16 protein-coding genes are annotated in these 21,158 nt (G+C 72.1%); 13 read left to right on the forward strand and 3 right to left on the reverse strand.

Annotated elements, in window-relative coordinates; all coding sequences use genetic code 11:
• Window positions 1–224 precede the first annotated feature (224 nt).
• The 5 genes from ACFWZ2_RS32880 (at window position 225) to gatB (ending at window position 6,449) form a co-directional block, all read left to right on the forward strand.
• Window positions 225–2,573 (forward strand): putative bifunctional diguanylate cyclase/phosphodiesterase, encoded by a 2,349-nt coding sequence (locus tag ACFWZ2_RS32880; protein WP_384551915.1) that lies wholly within the window; start codon window positions 225–227, stop codon window positions 2,571–2,573.
• Between the two features lie 313 nt (window positions 2,574–2,886).
• Complete coding sequence (gene gatC, locus ACFWZ2_RS32885; protein WP_010984178.1) at window positions 2,887–3,183, forward strand: Asp-tRNA(Asn)/Glu-tRNA(Gln) amidotransferase subunit GatC; 297 nt, start codon at window positions 2,887–2,889, stop codon at window positions 3,181–3,183.
• A gap of 5 nt (window positions 3,184–3,188) precedes the next feature.
• A complete protein-coding gene (gene gatA, locus ACFWZ2_RS32890) occupies window positions 3,189–4,682 on the forward strand; it encodes an Asp-tRNA(Asn)/Glu-tRNA(Gln) amidotransferase subunit GatA (RefSeq protein WP_384551917.1) in 1,494 nt (497 codons plus the stop codon).
• Complete coding sequence (locus ACFWZ2_RS32895) at window positions 4,679–4,918, forward strand: hypothetical protein (protein ID WP_384551919.1); 240 nt, start codon at window positions 4,679–4,681, stop codon at window positions 4,916–4,918. Before gatA ends, ACFWZ2_RS32895 begins: the two co-directional genes overlap by 4 nt.
• A gap of 16 nt (window positions 4,919–4,934) precedes the next feature.
• Window positions 4,935–6,449 carry an Asp-tRNA(Asn)/Glu-tRNA(Gln) amidotransferase subunit GatB gene (gene gatB, locus ACFWZ2_RS32900; RefSeq protein WP_384551921.1) on the forward strand — a complete coding sequence of 505 codons (1,515 nt, stop codon included), beginning with the start codon at window positions 4,935–4,937 and terminating at the stop codon, window positions 6,447–6,449.
• Between the two features lie 63 nt (window positions 6,450–6,512).
• Here gatB and ACFWZ2_RS32905 read toward each other — a convergent pair whose 3' ends face one another.
• Complete coding sequence (locus ACFWZ2_RS32905) at window positions 6,513–7,730, reverse strand: SMI1/KNR4 family protein (RefSeq protein ID WP_384551923.1); 1,218 nt, start codon at window positions 7,728–7,730, stop codon at window positions 6,513–6,515.
• Between the two features lie 213 nt (window positions 7,731–7,943).
• On the opposite strand from ACFWZ2_RS32905, the gene ACFWZ2_RS32910 reads away from it, so the two are divergent.
• The 7 genes from ACFWZ2_RS32910 to ACFWZ2_RS32940 all read left to right on the forward strand — a co-directional run bounded on the left by ACFWZ2_RS32910 (window position 7,944) and on the right by ACFWZ2_RS32940 (window position 17,678).
• Entirely contained in the window at window positions 7,944–10,061 is a 2,118-nt protein-coding gene (locus ACFWZ2_RS32910) for a phosphocholine-specific phospholipase C (protein ID WP_384551990.1), read from the forward strand.
• Between the two features lie 236 nt (window positions 10,062–10,297).
• Window positions 10,298–12,559: an MMPL family transporter gene (locus tag ACFWZ2_RS32915; RefSeq protein WP_384551925.1), complete on the forward strand. Its 2,262-nt coding sequence runs from the start codon at window positions 10,298–10,300 to the stop codon at window positions 12,557–12,559.
• Window positions 12,528–13,106: a GNAT family N-acetyltransferase gene (locus ACFWZ2_RS32920; protein WP_384551926.1), complete on the forward strand. Its 579-nt coding sequence runs from the start codon at window positions 12,528–12,530 to the stop codon at window positions 13,104–13,106. The genes ACFWZ2_RS32915 and ACFWZ2_RS32920 overlap by 32 nt, the downstream gene beginning before the upstream one ends.
• Before the next feature lie 35 nt (window positions 13,107–13,141).
• Window positions 13,142–13,789 (forward strand): hypothetical protein, encoded by a 648-nt coding sequence (locus ACFWZ2_RS32925; protein WP_384551928.1) that lies wholly within the window; start codon window positions 13,142–13,144, stop codon window positions 13,787–13,789.
• Between the two features lie 189 nt (window positions 13,790–13,978).
• Window positions 13,979–14,158 carry a hypothetical protein gene (locus ACFWZ2_RS32930; RefSeq protein WP_384551930.1) on the forward strand — a complete coding sequence of 60 codons (180 nt, stop codon included), beginning with the start codon at window positions 13,979–13,981 and terminating at the stop codon, window positions 14,156–14,158.
• A 67-nt stretch (window positions 14,159–14,225) separates the two neighbouring features.
• Window positions 14,226–17,321 (forward strand): AAA family ATPase, encoded by a 3,096-nt coding sequence (locus ACFWZ2_RS32935; protein WP_384551932.1) that lies wholly within the window; start codon window positions 14,226–14,228, stop codon window positions 17,319–17,321.
• Between the two features lie 81 nt (window positions 17,322–17,402).
• A complete protein-coding gene (locus ACFWZ2_RS32940) occupies window positions 17,403–17,678 on the forward strand; it encodes a DUF6191 domain-containing protein (RefSeq protein ID WP_384551934.1) in 276 nt (91 codons plus the stop codon).
• A gap of 1 nt (window position 17,679) precedes the next feature.
• Here the strand turns inward: ACFWZ2_RS32940 and ACFWZ2_RS32945 are convergent, their stop codons facing one another.
• Window positions 17,680–18,819 (reverse strand): PQQ-dependent sugar dehydrogenase, encoded by a 1,140-nt coding sequence (locus ACFWZ2_RS32945; RefSeq protein ID WP_384551992.1) that lies wholly within the window; start codon window positions 18,817–18,819, stop codon window positions 17,680–17,682.
• Between the two features lie 118 nt (window positions 18,820–18,937).
• Window positions 18,938–19,954 carry an aldo/keto reductase gene (locus ACFWZ2_RS32950; RefSeq protein WP_384551936.1) on the reverse strand — a complete coding sequence of 339 codons (1,017 nt, stop codon included), beginning with the start codon at window positions 19,952–19,954 and terminating at the stop codon, window positions 18,938–18,940.
• 108 nt (window positions 19,955–20,062) lie between these two features.
• Between ACFWZ2_RS32950 and ACFWZ2_RS32955 the strand changes: the two genes are divergently transcribed.
• Window positions 20,063–21,016 (forward strand): 2-hydroxyacid dehydrogenase, encoded by a 954-nt coding sequence (locus tag ACFWZ2_RS32955; RefSeq protein WP_384551938.1) that lies wholly within the window; start codon window positions 20,063–20,065, stop codon window positions 21,014–21,016.
• The last annotated feature ends 142 nt before the right edge of the window (window positions 21,017–21,158 follow it).

Raw genomic sequence — 21,158 nt, forward strand, 5'->3', positions numbered from 1 at the left:
AGCCTTCTGCGGCCTACTGTTGAGGTGTGCGCCTGCCGTGCCCCGCTGCGAACGGGGTATCTCCTGCTCACCCAGAGCTTGGAAGGGGCATCCCCTGCTCGGCACGAGTTCGGGAGTGGGTCATCCCGCGCTCGTCCAGGGCTTGGGGCAGGAAAATACGGACGCGGCCGACTCCGGGCCGAGTCCGCGTGGCGTGGGCACCGCCGGCTGTGAGAGGGACGGGAATGGAACCGACCGAGAGCGCCGCCCCGGACTCACGGCTGCGCGCGCGCCTGTGGCGCGCGCCGGGAGCCTGGCTGCGCGGCCGCCGGGAAGCACCGACCACCGACACGACGGGCGGCCCGGCCGGATCCGGGGCGCTGAGCACGGCGATAGAACCCCGCGAGCGCGCCTGGAGCGGCCCGGCGACGCGCGGCGCGGACACCCCCTGCCCCCTGACGGGCCCCGGCGGCCGGGACGCGCAGCACGCCCGTGACCCCTGGCCGCTGCTGCCCGTCGTGGTCGTCACGGCGGCCGCGGCCCTGCTCGGCGCGGGCTTCTACCAGGCGTTCAGCGGCAGGCACCCGCTCTTCCCCGCCGGCACCGTGGGCTGGTCGCTCGCCGTGCTCACGGGCCTGATCGTCGGCCATCTGGTCGCCCTGGGCCGCGACCGCTGGTGGGGCGGCACGGGCTCGGGCGGCGCGCTCACCGTCGCCGTCCTGCTGCTGTACGGCTGGGTGCCCGCGGGCCTCGTCAGCCTCACCGTCGTCGTCCTGGTCGGCGCCGCGCGCAGACACCGGTGGCGTCAGGGGGTGCTGCACGGCGCGGTCGACATCCTCGGCATCGGCGCGGGCGCCCTCACCCTGGCCGCGTTCGGCACCGCGCCGACGACCGAGTCGCCCTGGCTGCCCGAGACCTGGGACCTGTACACCGCGCTCGAAGTGGCCCTGGCCGCCGTCGCCTATCTCGCCGTCACCCGCGTCCTGCTCTGGTACGTGCACGCGCCGCGCACCGGCGCCCTGCCGACGGTCACCCGCACCGCCCTGGTCAGACAGGGCCTCCTCGGCATCGCGCTGCTCGGCATCGCCCCGCTGATCTGCGTGGTGGCGATCTCCCTGCCGATCCTGCTGCCCCTCTTCGCGATCCCGCTGGTCGCCCTGGACTCCACGCTCTGGATCGCCAGGGCCAGGGCGGAGGAGCAGCTGCGCGATCCGCTGACCGGACTGCCCAACCGGCAGTGGCTCCTGGAGCGCACCTGGACGGCGCTCGACGACGCCGAGCGGATCGGTGCGCGGTCCGCCCTGATGCTGATCGACATGGACCGCTTCCGTTCGGTCAACGACACCCTCGGCCATCTCGCCGGTGACCGGCTGCTGTTGCAGATAGCCGACCGCCTGCGCCTCGCGCTGCCGCGCGGCGCGGAGGCGGCCCGGCTCGGCGGCGACGAGTTCGCGGTGCTCCTGCCGATCGCCGACTCCACGACGTCGGCCACGCGCGTGGCGCGCCAGCTGGTCGCGGCGCTCGGCTCGCCGCTCGACCTGGACGGCCTGACGCTGGTCCTGGAGGCCAGCGCGGGCCTCGCCGTCTTCCCCGACCACGCGCTCGACGCGGAGGGGCTGCTGCGCAGGGCGGACGTCGCGATGTACCAGGCGAAGCGGGACCGCACGGGCGTCGAGGTCTACGAGTCCAAGCGGGACTCCAACACCCCCGACCGCCTCGGCCTGTTGGGGGACCTGCGCCGGGCGCTCGACGCGGGCGACGTGGAGCTGCACTACCAGCCCAAGGTCCGCTTCGACGGGCAGGTGGCGGGCCTGGAGGCGCTGGTGCGGTGGGTGCACCCCGAGCGCGGGAAGGTGCCGCCGGACGAGTTCATCGCCATCGCCGAGTCCTCGGGACTCATGCCGCACCTCACGGAGTACGTCCTGGAGACGGCCCTCGGACAGGTCGCGAAGTGGCAGGCGCAGGGCCTCAAGGTCCCCGTCGCGGTCAATGTCTCCCCGCGTGACGTGCACACCCCCGGCTTCGCGGGCGCCGTCGCCGCGCGCCTGGCCCGGCACGGAGTCCCGGCGGGCGCCCTGCAGTTGGAGATAACCGAGCACGTGCTCCTGGAGGACCCGCAGCGGGCCGCCGACACCCTCGCCGGGCTCACCGGGCACGGGGTCAAGATGTCCCTGGACGACTTCGGCACGGGCTACTCCTCGCTCGTGCACCTGCGCCGCCTCCCGGTGAGCGAGCTGAAGATCGACCGTTCCTTCGTGGCCCGGCTCGCCGTGGACAACGAGGACGCCGAGATCGTCCGCTGCACGGTCGACCTCGCGCACTCCCTCGGACTGCTCGTCGTCGCCGAGGGCGTCGAGGACGACGAGACCTGGGAGCGGCTGCGGGACCTGGGCTGCGACGCGGTGCAGGGCTGGCTGGTCGCCGCGGCGATGCCCGCGGGGGAGACCACGGCCTGGCTGCGGGCGCGCGGTTCGCGCGGCTGGCAGCGTCCCGCGGATCTCGCCGCGGCGCGGGCGGCGGCGGCCGCGGGCGACACCGAGACGGCCGAGGCGCCGAACACCGCGGAGCAGCCGTCCGGGCAGGCGGTGCAGTAACCGCGCTCGGCGGGGCGCGGTCCCCGGCCCGCTCGCGCGTGGCCCGGGCCTGTCCCGCGCGCCCCCTCGCACGTCCCGTGCGGTACCGCCTCCCGGGAGCCGCCGTACTGCACGGCACCTACCCCGACTTGTTCGTGATCTCCGCCACCGGCACAGGCACCGCGGACTACGACCGCGCCGGACGCCGAGGGCCCTCGCGGGACAGCCGCGGGGCCCCTCCCCGCGTCGGCGCAGAGAAGTGTTTCGCGGGCACGGGACGGCGACCCATAGGATTGGGGCCACAACCCACACACTCACCCCTGAGGATCGCCGCATGCCTGGCATTACGCGCGAGGAGGTCGCCCACCTCGCCCGCCTTGCACGTCTGGAGCTGAAGGCCGAGGAGCTCGACCACTTCGCCGGACAGCTCGACGACATCATCGGCGCGGTCGCCCGCGTCTCGGAGGTCGCCGACCAAGACGTACCGCCGACCTCGCACCCGCTGCCGCTGACGAACGTCATGCGCGCGGACGAGGTCCGCCCGTCGCTCACCCCCGAGCAGGCGCTCTCGGGCGCCCCCGCCCAGGAGCAGCAGCGTTTCAAGGTGCCGCAGATCCTGGGGGAGGACTAAAGAACATGACGGACATCATCAAGCTCACCGCCGCCCAGATCGCGGCGAAGGTCGCCTCCGGCGAGCTCACCGCCGTCGAGGTCACCGAGGCCCACCTGGCCCGCATCGAGGCCGTCGACGAGAAGGTGCACGCCTTCCTGCACGTCGACCGCGAGGGTGCGCTCGCGCAGGCCCGCGCCGTCGACGAGAAGCGCGCCAAGGGCGAGAAGCTCGGCCCGCTGGCCGGCGTCCCGCTCGCGCTGAAGGACATCTTCACCACCGAGGGCGTGCCGACCACGGTCGGCTCCAAGATCCTCGAGGGCTGGATCCCGCCGTACGACGCCACGGTCACCAAGCGCCTCAAGGCCGCCGACGTCGTCATCCTCGGCAAGACCAACATGGACGAGTTCGCCATGGGGTCGTCGACGGAGAACAGCGCGTACGGCCCCACCGGCAACCCCTGGGACCTCACCCGCATCCCCGGCGGCTCCGGCGGCGGCTCCAGCGCGGCCCTCGCCGCCTACGAGGCCCCGCTCGCGATCGGCACGGACACCGGCGGCTCCATCCGCCAGCCCGCCGCCGTCACCGGCACGGTCGGCGTCAAGCCCACCTACGGCGGCGTCTCGCGGTACGGCATGGTCGCCTTCTCCAGCTCGCTCGACCAGGGCGGCCCCTGCGCGCGCACGGTGCTCGACGCCGCGCTCCTGCACGAGGCCATCGCCGGGCACGACCCGCTCGACTCGACGTCCATCGACGCCCCGGTCCCGCCGGTCGTCGAGGCCGCGCGCAACGGCAGCGTGGCGGGCATGCGCGTCGGCGTCGTGAAGCAGTTCTCGGGCGAGGGCTACCAGGCCGGTGTCGTCCAGCGCTTCAACGAGTCGGTGGAGCTCCTCAAGGAGCTGGGCGCCGAGATCGTCGAGCTGGACTGCCCGACGTTCGACCTGGCGCTCTCCGCGTACTACCTGATCGCGCCGTCCGAGTGCTCCTCGAACCTGGCCCGCTTCGACGCCATGCGCTACGGCCTGCGCGTCGGCGACGACGGCACGAAGTCCGCCGAGGACGTCACCGCGCTGACCCGCGAGGCCGGTTTCGGCGACGAGGTCAAGCGCCGCGTGATCCTCGGTACGTACGCGCTGAGCTCCGGCTACTACGACGCGTACTACGGCAGCGCCCAGAAGGTCCGCACGCTCATCACCCGCGAGTTCGAGGCGTCCTTCGAGCAGGTCGACGTGATCGTGTCGCCCACGACGCCGACCACCGCCTTCCCGATCGGCGAGCGCGCCGACGACCCGATGGCGATGTACCTCGCGGACCTGTGCACCATCCCGACCAACCTGGCGGGCAACTCCGCCATGTCGCTGCCCTGCGGCCTCGCGCCGGAGGACGGCCTGCCCGTCGGACTGCAGATCATCGCCCCCGCCATGAAGGACGACCGCCTCTACAAGGTGGGCGCTGCCGTCGAGGCCGCCTTCGTGGAAAAGTGGGGTCACCCGCTGCTTGAGGAGGCTCCGTCGCTGTGAGTGCCATGACCAAGGCCAAGGGCTTCAAGAAGTCCAAGACCGGTACGTATCTGTCGATCGGCACCACCGCGTTCGGCGCGATCAGCGTGCTCAAGCAGGCCAAGAAGGCCCGCTTCGAGCACGACACGCTCCGCCTCGTGGACGCCGTCGTCTCCGCTGCCGCCATCGCCACCGGCGTCGCGCTGCTCGTGCGCGAGCTCAAGCGCCTCGGCGACGACGACGTCCTGCTGGGCTGAGAGGGAAAGTTTCACCGTGACTGTCACTACTGACCTGGTGTCGTACGAGGAAGCCCTCGCGACGTACGACCCCGTCATGGGCCTTGAGGTCCATGTCGAGCTCGGCACCAAGACCAAGATGTTCTGCGGCTGTTCGACGACGCTCGGCGCCGACGCCAACTCGCAGACCTGCCCCACCTGCCTCGGCCTGCCGGGCGCGCTCCCGGTGGTCAACGAGATCGGCGTCGAGTCCGCCGTCAAGATCGGCCTCGCGCTGAACTGCGAGATCGCCGAGTGGTGCCGCTTCGCCCGGAAGAACTACTTCTATCCGGACATGCCGAAGAACTTCCAGACCTCGCAGTACGACGAGCCGATCGCCTTCAACGGCTATCTGGACGTCCAGCTGGAGGACGGCGAGATCTTCCGCGTGGAGATCGAGCGCGCCCACATGGAGGAGGACACCGGCAAGTCCACGCACGTGGGCGGCGCGACGGGCCGCATCCAGGGCGCCTCGCACTCGCTCCTGGACTACAACCGCGCCGGCATCCCGCTCATCGAGATCGTCACCAAGCCGATCGAGGGCGCGGGCGAGCGGGCCCCCGAGGTCGCCAAGGCGTACGTCGCCGAGCTGCGCGAGGTCATCAAGGCGCTCGACGTGTCCGAGGCCCGGATGGACAAGGGCCAGATGCGCTGCGACGTGAACCTCTCGCTGCGTCCCAAGGGGCAGCAGGAGTTCGGCACGCGTTCGGAGACCAAGAACGTCAACTCGCTGCGCTCCGTGGAGCGTGCGGCGCGCTTCGAGATCCAGCGCCACGCGGCCGTCCTGAACGGCGGCGGCACGATCGTCCAGGAGACCCGGCACTTCCACGAGGAGGACGGCTCCACGACGTCCGGCCGCATCAAGGACAACGCCGAGGACTACCGCTACTTCCCGGAGCCGGACCTGGTGCCGGTCGCTCCCGCCCGCGAGTGGGTCGAGAAGCTGCGTGCCGCGCTGCCCGAGATGCCGCGCGTGCGCCGCAACCGGCTGCGCGAGGAGTGGGGCGTCAGCGAGCACGACATGCAGTCGATGCTCAACGCGGGTGCCGTCGACTCGATCGTCGCCACCATCGAGGCGGGCGCCGACGCGGCGTCGGCCCGCAAGTGGTGGATGGGTGAACTGGCCCGCAACGCCAACGAGTCGGGCAAGGCCCTCGAAGAGCTCGCCATCACCCCGGCGCAGGTCGCCCGGGTGACCGAGCTCGTCGCCGCCGGTGACCTGAACGACAAGCTGGCCCGTCAGGTCATCGAGGGCGTCCTCAAGGGCGAGGGCACCCCGGACGAGGTCGTCGAGAAGCGCGGACTGAAGGTCGTCTCCGACGAGGGCGCGCTGACGACCGCCGTCGAGGAGGCCATCGCGGGCAACGCCGCGATCGCCGACAAGATCCGCGGCGGCAAGGTCGCCGCGGTCGGCGCGCTGGTCGGCGCGGTCATGAAGGCCACCCGTGGCCAGGCCGACGCGGCCCGCGTCAAGGAGCTCATCCTGGAGAAGCTGGGCGTCAGCGAGGGCTGACGGTCTCTTCGCCCGCACGAGGGGGCGGCGCACCCGCAAGGGGCGCCGCCCCCTCGTGCGTGGCTATGCCTCGTCCCCGCGCGGCGGTGCGAACGGCTCGAAGAACATGTACTCCAGCGGGTCCTGGTCCCTGCGCAGCCAGGAGAAGCCCTCGACGGCCGGGCGGCCGCCGCGCAGCCAGTGCAGGAGGGTCTCGGTGAAGTTCCCCTGCAGGGGCGGGCCCTGCTCGGAGTGCCGGGGATTGACGGCGACGCGCCACTCCTCGGGCTCGCCCTCGACGCACCAGCCGATCTGGTCCCCGTCGATGGTCGATACGGCGGGCAGGAAGCCGCCGGGCGCGGGCCAGGCGGGCAGCGGGAAGTCCTCGGGGAACTCTTCCTGGAGCGACCGGTAGCCCTCCAGCATCTCCTCGACGGTCGCCGCGAGGCCGCGCCAGTGGTCGAGGTCGAGCGGGGCCGGCATGTCGATCCACCAGCTCCAGATCCCCGCCCCGTACCGCTCCGAGAGCGCGACGAAGTCCGGGGGAAGGCGGGTGCCGAGCCGCTCGAAGAGCTCCTCCCAACTGCCCTTGCCCAGATGGGGCGTGAGCGGCGGGGGTATCAGCTCGGTGATCGCGGCCAGGCCTTCGCCCTCGGTGAGGGCGGCGTGCTGGCGGGCGTCCACATAGGTGCCCCGGGGCGGCGGGGACCAGGCGGTGGCGCCGGCCAGCGGGGCCCAGGTGCGCACGGTGCCCGGCAGCGGTCCGAGCAGCCGGTCCGGCCGGGTGGGGTGCGGGACGCCGGTGCGCCGGGCCGTGAACAGGAGCTCAAGGAGCGGGACTTCGTACTCCACCCAGGGGTCGTCGCCGCCGACCGCGACCGATGTGGTCAGGAGCACCACGGGCCAGTCGTCCGGGTCCTCGGCGGCGGAGGTGTCCCAGAACAGGTGGTCGCCGTCCGAGGTGGTGGCGAAGGCGAGCAGGCCGCCCTCCTCGGGCAGGAAGGGGCGCTGCCGCCGGGTGAACATCAGGGGCCTGATCGCGGAGTGCCGGTGCGTCTCCACGACCCAGGAGGCGTACTCATAGCGGCCGTCGGCGGCGACGCACGGTGTGTGCAGCCGGATGGACGCGGAGTCGGGGTGGCCGAGCTCGACGGGGCCGAAGGCCGACACCAGCGCCTTGTACTCCGCGGGCAGCGGGACTTCGAGCCAGGCCTCCACCGCGGCCCAGTCGACGGCGGGCGCGGCGGCGGGCGGCGGCCCGAACAGGTCCGTGAGGGCGGCGATGCGTGCGGTGATGTCCATGCGTCCGAGCATGGCACCCGGCACTGACAACGCCGTCCGGCACGGGAATCAACACCTCCACGTCCGGAACCTTTTGGACGTTCACCGCGACTTTGGTCCACGGTCTTCACAGTGAAACCGGACGTCACTAGCGTCCCCGCCGAACAGGTCAATGGATCAGACGGGAACCATTGGGTGTTGACGGGAAGGTCGGGTGTGGCTGACGTGAGTGATGTGGCTCCGGAGATTTCGCGCAGACGTCTCATGGCGATCGGCGGCGGTGCGCTGGGCGCGGCCGCCGTCGGCTCGTTCCTGCCGCCTTCGCTGCAGGAGGCGCTCGCGCACGAGCGGCCCACGGGCGGCGGTCTCGACTCGATCGAGCACGTCGTCATCCTGATGCAGGAGAACCGCTCCTTCGACCACTACTTCGGGTCCCTGCGCGGCGTGCGCGGCTTCGGCGACCGCAACGCCATCCAACTGCCCGGCGGAACGTCGGTGTTCGAGCAGCCCGGCAGCCTGCGCACGATCCTGCCCTTCCCGGTCCGCGGTGCCGCCGAGACGCAGAAGAAGGACCTCCAGTACATCGGGGCGCTCGACCACTCCTGGAGCGGCGGCGCCAAGGCGTGGCACGACGGCTGGACGGACGGCTGGATCACCGCCAAGACGGCGGCCACCATGGCGTACTACACGCGCGAGGACATCCCGCTGCACTACGAACTCGCCGACACCTTCACCGTCTGCGACGCCTACCACTCCTCCATCCACACCTCCACGAGCCCCAACCGCAACCACCTGTGGAGCGGCAGGACCGGCTACGAGGCGAACGGCAAGCGGGCCGTCGGCAACGACGCGTACGACGAGGGCACGCACCCCGGCTACGGCTGGGGCACGTACGCCGAGCGCCTGGAGAAGGCGGGCGTGAGCTGGCAGACGTACACGGAGTGGGAGAACTTCACCGACAACCAGATCGAGTTCTTCACCACCTTCAAGGCCATCGCCCGCAAGGTCCTCGCCAGGACCGGCCTCACCTACATGGAGGCCTTCTACGCCAAGGTGCGCGACGCCAAGGACGAGGCCGCGCGCGCCGAGCTGCTCGCCACCCTGGAGAAGGGGGTCGCCACGCTGAACAAGCGCGAGCGCTCCCTCTTCGAGCGCGGTCTGCGGCGCGTGCCCACCGGGAAGCTCGCCGAGGAGTTCGCCAAGGACGTCGCGGGCGGAAAGCTGGCGAAGGTCACCTATCTGGTGCCGTCCGCCCAGGACTCCGAGCACCCCAGCGTCTCCTCGCCGATCCACAGCGCGACCATCGTCTACAAGGTCCTCGACGCGCTCGCCTCCCACCCCGAGGTCTGGCGCCGGACCGCCGTCTTCATCAACTACGACGAGAACGACGGCTTCTTCGACCACGTCCCGCCGCCCGTGCCCGGCGGCGACTCCGCCGAGGAGCAGGAGGAGCGCTGGGAGGGGAGGCCGACCGGGCTCGGTGTGCGGGTGCCCATGCTGGTCGTCTCGCCGTGGACCGTCGGCGGCTACGTCTGCTCCGAGGTCTTCGACCACACCTCCGTGGTGCGCTTCCTGGAGAAGTGGACGGGCGTGCGCGAGCCCAACATCAGCGCCTGGCGCCGCAAGGTCACCGGCGATCTCACCGGCGCCTTCGACTTCCGCCGAGGACACCGGCAGCCCGACGTCGAACAGCCCGGCGCCATCCCGGAGTTCAGCGGCCGCTGGTCCCCGCAGCCGCCCCTGAAGCAGTCGATGCCGGTGCAGGAGCCCGGCACCCGCCGCGCCCGCCCGCTGCCGTACCGGCCCGACGCGGACGTGACGCCCGGCGAGGGCGGCGCGCTCACGGTGCGGCTGCGCAACGGCGGCAGCTCCAGTGCGCACTTCGCGCTCTATCCATACGCCGGTGAGTTCACCGTCCCGCAGCATCAGGACGTCGTGCGCAAGGGGTCCTGGACCGTGCCGGTGCCGGGGGACGCGTACGCCTTCACGGTCACCGGGCCGAACGGCTTCCGGCGTGAGTTCGCGGGCGGCAGGCCCGGCACGGCGGGCGCGGACGGCGGCGCGCGGCTCGCCTCCGCGATCACCCGCCGTGAGATCCACCTCACACTGGCCAACCGGGGCCGCAAGGAGCTCGTCTTCACGGTCAAGCCGCTCGGATATGTGGATGAAGCGGACATGCGCTCGCGGACGCGGACCGTTCGCGTCAGGGCGGGCAGCAGCCGCACCGTCGCCTGGCGGACCGCCGACGAGCACGGCTGGTACGACGTCGAGGTCACTGCGGAGGGCGACGAAGCCTTCCGGCGACGGCTGATGGGTCACATCGAGAACGGGCGCGCGAGCGTCTCGGGCTGAGTCCGGCGCACGTGGAGTGCGCGAGGGCCCGGTGCGAGCCCCCGCGCACTCCTCGTGCGGCCCCCGCACACTCCTCGTGCCCTTGTGAGTAAGGCCACGAAAGGGACCAAGGATCTCCAAGGGCTGTCAAGGTGACCCTGGCGCTCATGTCGCCTCTCATGCGTTCTTTGCGGGCTGTTCGGTTGATCTACGGCTGTTCCCGATAAAGATCCACGAATCATCCAGGGAGCCAGCCCGTGGCAGCACTCGCCCGGTGGTGCGTCAGGCACCGCCTCGTCGTCGTCCTGCTGTGGCTCCTCGCACTCGGCGGCGCCGCATCGGCCGCCGCGGTCGCCGGATCCGCGTACTCGAACGACTACGAGGTGCCCGGCACCGAGTCGGGCCGGGCGACCCAGCTCCTGAACGAGGGCTTCCACGGCCTCGGCGGCGACAGCGACACCGTCGTCTGGCACACCGGCGCGGGCACCTTCGTGCGCGCCGCCGACGTCGAGCAGAGCATGTCCCGCGCCCTGGACAAGATCGCCGACATGCCCGCGGTGGCGTCCGTGACCAGCCCGTACGACGGCAGGGGCGCGGGCCAGATCAGTTCCGACGGCCGTACGGCGTACGCGACCGTCACCTTCCACGAGCAGGCCGACGAGATCGACAAGGCCGACGTGCAGGCGGTCGTCGACACCGCCAAGGCCGCCGGGTCCGACGACCTCCAGGTCGAGCTCGGCGGGACCGCCATCGGGCTCACCGAGTCCAAGAACGCCCAGGTCGCGGAGATCGTCGGGGTGGCCGTCGCCGCCGTCGTCCTCTTCCTGGCCTTCGGCTCGCTCGCCGCCTCCGCACTGCCCATCGCCACCGCGCTGGTCTCGGTCGGCACCGCCTACGCGGGCATCGTGCTGCTCGGCCATGTGATGACGGTCGCGGACTTCGCGCCGATGCTCGGCACCCTCATCGGCCTCGGCGTCGGCATCGACTACGCGCTGTTCATCGTCACCAGACACCGCAAGGGGCTCAAACGCGGGCTGCCCGTGGCCGTCGCCGCCGAGCGCGCCGTCGCCACCACCGGGCGCGCCGTCGTCTTCGCGGGCGCCACCGTCTGCATCGCCCTGCTCGGCATGCTCATCCTGCGGCTCAGCTTCCTCAACGGCGTCGCGATCGCCGCCTCGCTCACCGTCGTCCTCACCGTCGCCGCCTCCGTGACCCTGCTGCCCGCGCTCCTCGGCTGGATCGGGCCGCGCGCCCTCAGCCGCCGCGAACGGCGCAGGCTCGCCGAGAACGGGCCCGAACCGGAGCTGCCCACCGGCTTCGCCGCCCGCTGGGCCGCCTTCGTGGAGCGCCACCCCAAGCTGCTCGGCGGCATCGCCGTCGTCGTCATGACCGTGCTCGCGCTGCCCACCTTCGCGCTGCACCTCGGCACCTCCGACCAGGGCAACAACCCGGCCAAGACCACCACACGGCAGGCGTACGACCTGCTCGGCGAGGGCTTCGGGCCCGGGGTCAACGGCCCCCTCACCCTCGTCAGCAAGGTCTACGGCGCGGGCGACCACACCGCCCTCGACGACCTCGCGGGCACGCTGAAGTCGACCGAGGGCGTCGCCTCCGTGAGCCCGGTGACGTACGACGAGAGCGGCCGCACGGCCTTCCTCACCGTCGTCCCCGACTCGGCCCCGCAGTCCGAGGCGACCAGCGAACTCGTCGACCGGCTGCGCGGCGACGTGCTGCCGAAGGCCGCGGCGGACAGCTCCCTCGACGTGCAGGTCGGCGGCGTCACCGCGAGCTACGACGACTTCGCGGAGATCATCGTCGGCAAGCTGCCGCTCTTCGTGGGCGTGGTCATCGGGCTCGGCTGCGTGCTGCTCCTGCTCGCCTTCCGCTCGATCGGCATACCGCTCAAGGCCGCCGCGATGAACGTCGCCGCGGTCGCCTCCGCCTTCGGGATCGTCGTCGCGATCTTCCAGTGGGGCTGGGGGAGCGAGCTGCTCGGGCTCGGCAGGGCGGGGCCCATCGAACCCTTCCTGCCCGTGATCATGGTGTCGGTGCTCTTCGGGCTCTCCATGGACTACCAGGTCTTCCTGGTCAGCCGGATGTACGAGGAGTGGCTGGAGACCGGCGACAACCGCCGGGCCGTGCGGGTCGGCCTCGCCGAGACCAGCCGCGTGATCAACTCCGCGGCCGTGATCATGATTTCGGTCTTCCTCGCCTTCGTGCTGAGCGGCGACCGGGTCATCGCGATGTTCGGCATCGCGCTCGCCGCGGCGGTCGCGCTCGACGCCTTCGTCCTGCGCACCCTGCTCGTACCCGCCCTCATGCATCTGCTCGGCGGCGCCAACTGGTGGCTGCCGCGCGGTCTGGACCGCCTGCTTCCGCGCATCAGCATCGAGCCGCCCGAATGTCGTTCGAGTGTGCGCGGCGCGCGTGCGAGGATCCCCGGACAGCGTGACGTAGACGACGACGTGAGTGGGCTGAAGGAGCGGGATGTTCGCGATATCGCTGGCCGAGGGCGCTGAACTGCGGCCGATCGAGCCGTGGCAGGCACAGGAGTTCCTCGAACACGTCGACCGTGCGCGGGAGTACACGGGGCCGTGGGTGCCCTTCACCGTGACCGTGCACGACCTCGCATCCGCGCGGCGCCACCTCCAGACGTACGCCGACAAGCAGGCCGCCGACACCGGCCGCTTCTACGGCATCCGGGTCGACGGCACGCTCGTCGGCGGCGTCGCCTTCCGCATCTTCGACACGAGCGTCGACGGCTGTGAGCTGGCCGTCTGGCTGGAGCCGGAGTTCGCGGGACGCGGCCTGGTGCACCGGGCCGCGCGGGTCCTCATCGACTGGGCGGTCGACGAGCGCGGCATGCACCGCGTGGAGTGGCTCGTGTCCTCCCTCAACGACCGCAGCAAGGCCGCGGCCAAGCGGCTCGGATTCACCAAGGACGGCGTGCTGCGGGAGAGTTTCCCCTGGCAGGGGGTGCGCCACGACATGGAGGTGTGGTCCGTGCTCGCACCGGAGTGGCGGGCGGCGCGGGACGGCGCGCCGATTCGTCAGCCGATTCGTTAAGAGAGCTCTCAGACTCCGTCCGTACGGTGCGGTGCATGGGAACCAAGACAGATGAGGCGGCCGGGGCCAAGGACGCACCCGGAGCAGAGGAAGCCGCCGGAACCGAGGACGTGACCGCGTCCGCGGAGGCGGAGACGGCCGAGAAGGCCGAGAAGGCCGAGAAGGCCGACGTCACCAAGGACGATGCCGCCAAGGCCGACGACGACGCCGAGCCGTCCGCCGCAGACGACACTGAGGCGGACGAGGACGACGAGGCGGAACCCGCGGACGCCGCGACCGCCAAGTACACCGGCGTCGGCGCGGGCGCCGCTGCCATCGTCTCCGCCGCGCTCGGCCTGATCGGCCTCTCCGGCGGCTGGCTCGGCACGATCGCGTCGGCTCGCGAGAACCTCTACGGCCAGTTGGAGACCCAGCAGGGCGCGAGCGTCGCCACGACGGTCCAGGCCATGTACGGCGACTCCTGGCAGGCCACGGCGCTGGTCGCAGGGATCTTCGCGCTCACCGCGCTGGTCATCGGCTTCGTGGTCCTCGCCAAGCCCGCGTTCGGCGCCCCCGGCCCGGAACAGCCCGCGTGGATCAAGTCCGTGGCGTGGGCGGGCCTCGTGCTCGGCGTGATCGGTCTTGTCCTCGCCATCGCCAAGTACTCCGACCTGCTGCTCGGGCTGCCTTCGGCACCTTCCTGAGCCACTCCGTACGCGCCGTAAGGCAGGGGCGGGGCAGGGTCTAAGGACCCCGCCCCGCCCTTCGTCGTACCTAAGGCCCCCCACCTCACGGAGATGCGGCACCCGCCCGATGTGAGGGACCCCCCTGGGCGACGAAAGTGGAGACATCGCAGAGAGCGATGGCACCACCGAGAACCCGAGGGGTACGAGATGTTCGCGTACGAGATGCACCAGATGCGCGCCGCCGAGCTGGCCAGGGAGGCCGGGCACCGCCGCCTGGTCCGCGAGGCCCGCACGTCCCGCGCCGCCGCCCGCCGTTCGGCCCGCGACGAAGCCGAGGGGCGGGTGAGCACACGGCTCGGCAGATCCCGCTTCATGCGGGCCGCCTGAGATGCGGTGGACGGTACCGGTGCCCGGCCACCGGACAGCGGGTGCCGCACGGTCCGCACACTGTGCGATGCTCGCCGCTGTGGAAACCAGGTCCGTCAGCCCGGTGTTCGTCGGCCGAGCCGACGAACTGGGCGCACTGAACGAAGCGCTCGCCCGCGCCACGGGAACCCCGCTCGCCGGAGCCGGGGGTCCCGGCACGGGCGAGCCGCAGGCGTTGCTGCTCGGCGGCGAGGCGGGCGTCGGCAAGACGCGCCTCGTCGAGGAGTTCGCCGCCGCGGCCGAGGAGCGGGGCGCCGTCGTCGCGCTCGGCGGCTGTGTGGAGATCGGCGCCGACGGCCTGCCGTTCGCCCCCTTCTCCGCCGCGCTGCGCTCGCTGCGCCGCCGCCTCCCCGACGAACTGGCCGCCGCTGCCGAGGGCCAGGAGGAACAACTCGCCCGGCTTCTGCCCGAACTGGCCGGCGCCGCCCCGCACGGGCACGGACCCGGCGCCAGGTCCGACGAGCAGGGCATGGCCCGCCTCTTCGAACTCACCGCGCGCCTCCTGGAACGCCTCTCCCGCGACCGCACCGTCGTCGTTGCCCTGGAGGACCTGCACTGGGCGGACGCCTCCACCCGCCACCTGCTCTCCTATCTCTTCCGTACGCTGCGCGGCGGCCGCCTCGTCCTGCTCGCCACCTACCGCGCCGACGACATCCACCGCCGCCACCCGCTGCGCCCCCTGCTCGCCGAGCTCGACCGGCTCCGCACGGTGCGGCGCATCGAACTCGGCCGGTTCAGCAGGGACGAAGTCGCCCGCCAGATGGCCGGGATACTCGCGGCCGAACCCGAACCGTCCCTGGTCGACGACATATTCGACCGCTCCGACGGCAACGCCTTCTTCGTCGAGGAACTCGCCGTCGCCTCCCACGGCCGCAGCTGCGCGAGCCTGACCGACTCCCTGCGCGACCTGCTCCTCGTCCGCGTCGAGGAACTGCCCGACGACACCCAGCGGGTGGCGCGGATCGTCGCCGAGGGCGGCTCCACCGTCGAGTACGAACTGCTCGCCGAGGTCGCCGGGCTCTCCGAGGACGACCTGATCCAGGCCCTGCGGGCCGCGGTCGGCGCCAACATCCTGCTCGCCTCGCCCGACGGCGACGGCGACGGCTACCGCTTCCGGCACTCCCTGGTCCGCGAGGCCATCAGCGACGACCTGCTGCCCGGCGAACGCTCCCGCATCAACCGCCGCTTCGCCGAGGCCCTGGAGGCCGATCCCGCGCTCGTCGCCGCCGACCAGCGCGCCGCCCGCCTCGCCACCTACTGGTACCACGCGCACGACGCGGCCAAGGCCCTGCCCGCCGTCCTCGCCGCCTCCGTCGAGGCCCGCCACCGCCACGCCTACGCCGAGCAACTGCGCCTGCTCGAACGGGCGATGGAACTCTGGGACGACGCCCCCGACGCCGTACGCGAAGGACTCCGGCCCGCCGACTACGTGGAGGGCTACCCGGCCTGCGGCTGCGACCCCGCCACCACCCCGCTGCGCTATCTCGACCTGATGGCCGAGGCCACCGTCGCGGGACGGCTCTGCGGCGAACGCGACCGCGCCCTGAAGATCACCAAGCGCGCCCTGCGCCTCCTGGACGACGAGAACGACCCCCTCCGCTCCGCCTGGTTCTGGGTCGCCCGCTCCCGTCTCGTCTCCGCCCTCGGCCGCGGCGACGGCTGGGAGGAGATCGCCAAGGCCCAGGAACTGGTGCGCGGCCTGCCGCCCTCCGAGGTGCACGCGGACGTCCTCGTGCACGCCGCCTCCTGGGGCATGCTGCACGACCCGGGCCCGGAGACCCTGGCCGCCGCCGAACGCGCCGTCGAATACGCCCGCATGGTCAAGGCCGACACCATCGAGCTCAACGCCCGCCTCACCCGGGGCGCCCTCCTCATCGAGGCGGGCGACCCCGAGGCGGGCCTCGCCGAGATGTACGAGATCAGGGACCGCGTCGTCCGCGAGGCCCTGGTCACCAATCTGAGCCGGGCCCACATCAACCTCCCCTCCTCCCTCGAAGGCGTCGGCCGCTCCGCCGAGGCGGTACAGGTCGCGATGCAGGGCATCGAGTTCTGCCGGAAGTACGGCCTGGTCGACACCGAGGGCTGGGTCTGGGCCAACGTCGCCGAGTCGCTGATCTCGCTCGGCCGCTGGGACGAGGCGGCCGAGGCCGTCACCCACACCCAGCGCTGCGTGCAGAGTTCGAAGCCCCGGGTCTCGGCCGCCGAACGCACCGCCCGCATGGCGCTCTTCCGCGGCGACCACGCCGCCGCGACCCGGCACATGCAGGCCGCCCACCAGTACCTCGGCAACCACGATCCGCAGCCGCAGTACCTGCTCCTCCTGATCCGCATCGCCCTCGGCATCGCCGCGGCCGAAGGCCGCATCCTGGACGGCCGCGCCGAACTCGAACGCGGCCTCGCCACCGGCCTCCCCGTCGGCACCTACAAATACGGCTGGCCGCTGCTGCTCGCCGCCGCGACCATGGAGGCCGACGCCCGCGGCCTGCCCGCCGCCGAACCCGGCCGCCCCGCCGCCGTCGCCCGGATCCGCAAGGCCGCCAAGTCCCTCGCCACCCCCATCCCGCTCTGGCGCGCCTACGACGAGTGGACGCGCGCCGAACTCCTGCGCTCCGAAGGCCGCGACGGCCCCGCCGACTGGTCCGCCGTGGTCACCGCGCTCGAACCCCTCGAACGCCCCTACGACCTGGCCCAGGCGCGACTGCGCCTCGCCGAGTCCCTCCTCGCCCCGGACACCACCGACCGCGACCGCGCCGCCCACCTCCTGCGCGCGGCCGGGCAGGTCGCCGACCGGCTCGGCGCCCGGCCGCTCGCCGACGCCGTCACCGGCCTCGCCCAGCGGGCCCGCCTCACCCTGCGCCCGGCCGAGGCCGCGCGGGCCGCCGCCCCCGCGGACCCCGCCGACGCGCTCGGCCTGACCAGCAGGGAACGGGACGTCCTGCGCCTGGTCGCGGTGGGCCGCAGCAACCGTCAGATCGCCGAGGAGCTCTTCATCTCCCCGAAGACGGCGAGCGTGCACGTCTCCAACATCCTCGCCAAGCTGTCCGTCACCGGCCGCGGCGAGGCCGCCGCGCTCGCCCACCGGCTCCGGCTCTTCCCGGTGGCCGACCCGCAGACCCCTCGCTGACCTGTGCCTTCATCCTCCCGGCCGGATTTCCGCGGCCTCGCTTACGCTTGACGGCAGGAACTTCGGCTCCAGGGAGGCGCAGTGTTCAACGCGATCGAGGCTCTGTTCGCACCGGGGCGCAAGCACACCGACGACGAGCAGAAGCGCTTGGAGCTGACCCGGGTCGACCTCGCGGACGGCGACCCGGGCCGGGGACCGATCGACCTGACGTCGGGCAAGGTCGTCGTCCGCACCCCTGTGCCGTCGCCCCGCACGGACGAGGCACCGGGCGGGGACGGGACGCCGCAGGGCGCCGACGGGACGCCGGACGCGGAGCCGTCCGGTGAGGCGTCGCCCTCCGGCGCACCCCGTGACTGAGTCACTTCACCCGCACCTCAAGGATCTTGTCGTCCCCCTTCTCCGGCGTCCCCCGCGAGTCCGTCTCGCTGGTGAGCAGCCAGAGCTTGTCCTTGCCCGCCGCGAGCACCGTGCGCAGCCGGCCGTACTCGCCCTTCAGGAACGCCTGCGGCTTCACCTCGCCGGACACGCCGCGCACCGGGATCCGCCACAGCCGCTCGCCGCGCAGACCCGCCATCCAGACCGAGCCCTCGGCGTACGCGACACCGCTCGGTGAGGCCTCGGCGGTCTTCCACTGGGCGATCGGAGCGTGGAAGCCGTCCCCTTCGTCGCCGTCCCCCTTGCCCTCGACCTCCGGCCAGCCGTAGTTGTCACCGGCCTTGATCTCGTTCAGCTCGTCCCAGGTGTCCTGGCCGAACTCCGAGGCCCACAGCCGCTTCTGCTCGTCCCAGGCGAGGCCCTGCACATTGCGGTGGCCGTACGAGTAGACGGGGGAGTCGCCGAAGGGATTGCCCGGCGCGGGCTCGCCCTCCGGGGTGAGGCGGAGGATCTTGCCGCCCAGGGACTTCTTGTCCTGCGCCAGACCCGTGTCGCCCGTCTCGCCCGTGCCCGCGTAGAGCATCTTGTCCGGGCCGAAGGCGATCCGGCCGCCGTTGTGGATCATGCCCTTGGGGATGCCCTTGAAGAGGGTGTCGGGTGCGCCGAGCTGCTCGCCGGAGGGCTTCTTCTCGTCGTACAGCATGCGGGCGATGCGGTTGTCGGACTCGGTCGTGAAATACGCGTACACCATGTGGTCCGAGGCGTACGTGGGGGAGACGGCGAGGCCCATCAGACCGCCCTCGCCGCCGGGCGAGACGCCGGGCACCGAGCCGAGCTCCGTCTTCTTGCCCGACGTGCCGTCGACACGGGTGATCGTCCCCTCGTCGCGCGAGGACACCAGCAGGTCACCGTCGGGGAGCGCCGTAAGGCCCCAGGGGGACTTCAGGCCCTCGGTGAGGGTGCGGGTGACCTTCGCCGAGCCCTTCTCCGGCGGGGCGTCGGCGCCCCGCTTCCCGGTGGGGGACCCGCTCGATCCGGTCGGCTCCGGGCTCCCGCGGTCGCCGGGCCCGTCACCACCGCCGGACGAACATCCGGCCGCGAACACGAGGGCAGCGGCGGCCAACACGGCCGTAACAGCAGGTCGTTGCACGATCGGGGTCCTTTCGACGCAGCGGTTCTCCTGTTCATACACCGCTCGCGTCCCGCAGGTTCCCGATCCGCCGTCACGAGTCCTCGGGCTCTCAGTCCCACGACCCCAACGCGGCGGGCAGCGCCGCGATCTCCGCCAGGTCCGCCGCCGTGAGCCGCACATCCGCCGCCCCGGCGTTCTCCACCGCCCAGCGCTCCTGCTTCGCGCCGGGCACCGGCACCACGTGGCGGCCCTGTTCGAGCACCCACGCCAGCGCGACCTGCGCGGGAGTCGCCCCGTGCCGCTCCGCGATCCGGCGCAGGCCCACCACCAGCGGCTGGTTGGCGGCCATCATCTCGGCGGTGAAGCGCGGGTGCCGGGCCCGCAGGTCGTCCGGCTCGAAGCCCTGGCCGGGCGTCAGCGTCCCCGTGAGGAAACCATTCCCCAGCGGCATCGCCGCGAGGAAGCCGATCCCGCGCGTCGTGCACCAGGGCAGCAGCGCGTCCAGCGCCTCCGGCGACCACACCGAGAGCTCGGCCTGCACGGCGCTCACCGGAAAGACCTGCTGCACCCGCTCCAGCTGCCGGATCGTCGCGTCGTGCAGCCCCGCCCCCGGGCTCCCCGGCACGGGGCGCCGCCGGGCGCGCGCCCCCACCGCGCACAGCCCGAGCGCCCGCACCTTCCCCGCCGCGACGAGCTCCGCCATCGCGCCCCAGGTCTCCTCGATGGGCACCTCGGGGTCGGCGCGGTGCAGCTGGTACAGGTCGATGGTCTCCGTCTGCAGCCGCCGCAGCGACGCGTCGCAGGCCCGCTTCACATAGCCGGGGCGGCCGTTGGCGACGATGTGCTGATCGCCCACGAGCAGCCCGCACTTCGTCGACACGAACGCCTCGGAGCGCCGCTCCTTCAGCACCCGGCCGAGCAGCAGCTCATTGGTGAAGGGGCCGTACATGTCCGCCGTGTCCAGCAGCGTCACCCCCTGACCCGCGGTGTCCAACGCGGCATGCACGGTGCGCAGCGACGTGTCGCCCCGCTGCCGTGAGCCGGTGTACGCCCAGCTCATCGGCATGCAACCGAGTCCGACCGCGCCCACTTCGAGTGCCGCCGCACCGATCGTCCTGCGCTCCACCTGGACGTGCCCTCCCCACTCCTCGTCCGGAGATCATCCAAACTAACCTCTGCCGTCCCATCGCCGAGCGCTGCCTCCCCGTGACCGGGGCGCACTAGCCTCGCGACCATGACGACTGACGTATGGCTTCCGTTTGACCCGCACGAGATCGAGGGGCTGCCCGCGGCCGCCGGCGCCGGGCTCAACTACCGGTTCTGGGACGGCGGTCCCGACTTTCCCGCTGACCCGGCCGACTGCGCCTTCTATGTGGTGCCGTACATGAAGGGCACGGAGGTCGCGGTACGCCCGCTGTCCGCGATGACGTCCCTGCGTGTCGTACAGACCCTGACCGCGGGGATCGACCACGTGGAGCCGGGGATCGGATTCCTCGCGCCGGGCGTGCGGCTGTGCAATGCGCGTGGTGTGCACGAGGCGAGCACGGCCGAACTCGCGCTCACCCTGGTCCTCGCCTCGCTGCGGGGCGTGCCGCGCTTCGTGGAAGGTCAGCGCCAGGAGGAGTGGAGGGGCGGGTTCTATCCGGCGCTCGCGGACAGGTCGGTGCTGATCGTGGGGTACGGATCGATCGGTTCCGCCATCGAGGACCGGCTCGCTCCCTTCGAATGCGCGCGGGTGGCGCGCGTCGCGCGCTCCGCCCGTGCCACGGAGCGCGGCCCTGTGCATCCGCTCGCCGAACTGCCCTCGCTGCTGCCCGACGCCGACGTCGTCATCCTCTCGACGCCGCTCACCGAGGCCACCCGTGGCCTGGCCGGAGCCGACTTCCTGGCCCGCATGAAGGACGGCGCGCTCCTGGTGAACGTCGCCCGCGGCCCCGTGGTCGACACCAAGGCGCTCCTCGCCGAACTGGATTCCGGACGTATCACCGCCGCCCTGGACGTGACCGATCCGGAACCGCTGCCCGCAGGTCACCCCTTGTGGCACGCTCCCGGAGTACTCATCAGCCCACATGTGGGCGGATCGAGCTCGGCCTTCCTGCCCCGCGCCAAGCGGCTGCTCGCCGCGCAGCTGACCCGTTACGTCGCCGGCGATCCACTCGACAACCTCGTGCTGACCACGGGCAGTTGATCGTTTGAGGTCGGTTCGCGCACGCTCCGCACCCGCCTGCGTGCGCCCCGTGTCCACAAGGCTCCGATAGTCACGGAGAGTAGAGCGACTATGTCCCTGAGTGACGAGACTGGTGTATCGTCCCGACAGGGGATGCGCCGTG

It is taken from the genome of Streptomyces sp. NPDC059002, from assembly GCF_042740435.1.
Lineage (GTDB): Bacteria > Actinomycetota > Actinomycetes > Streptomycetales > Streptomycetaceae > Streptomyces.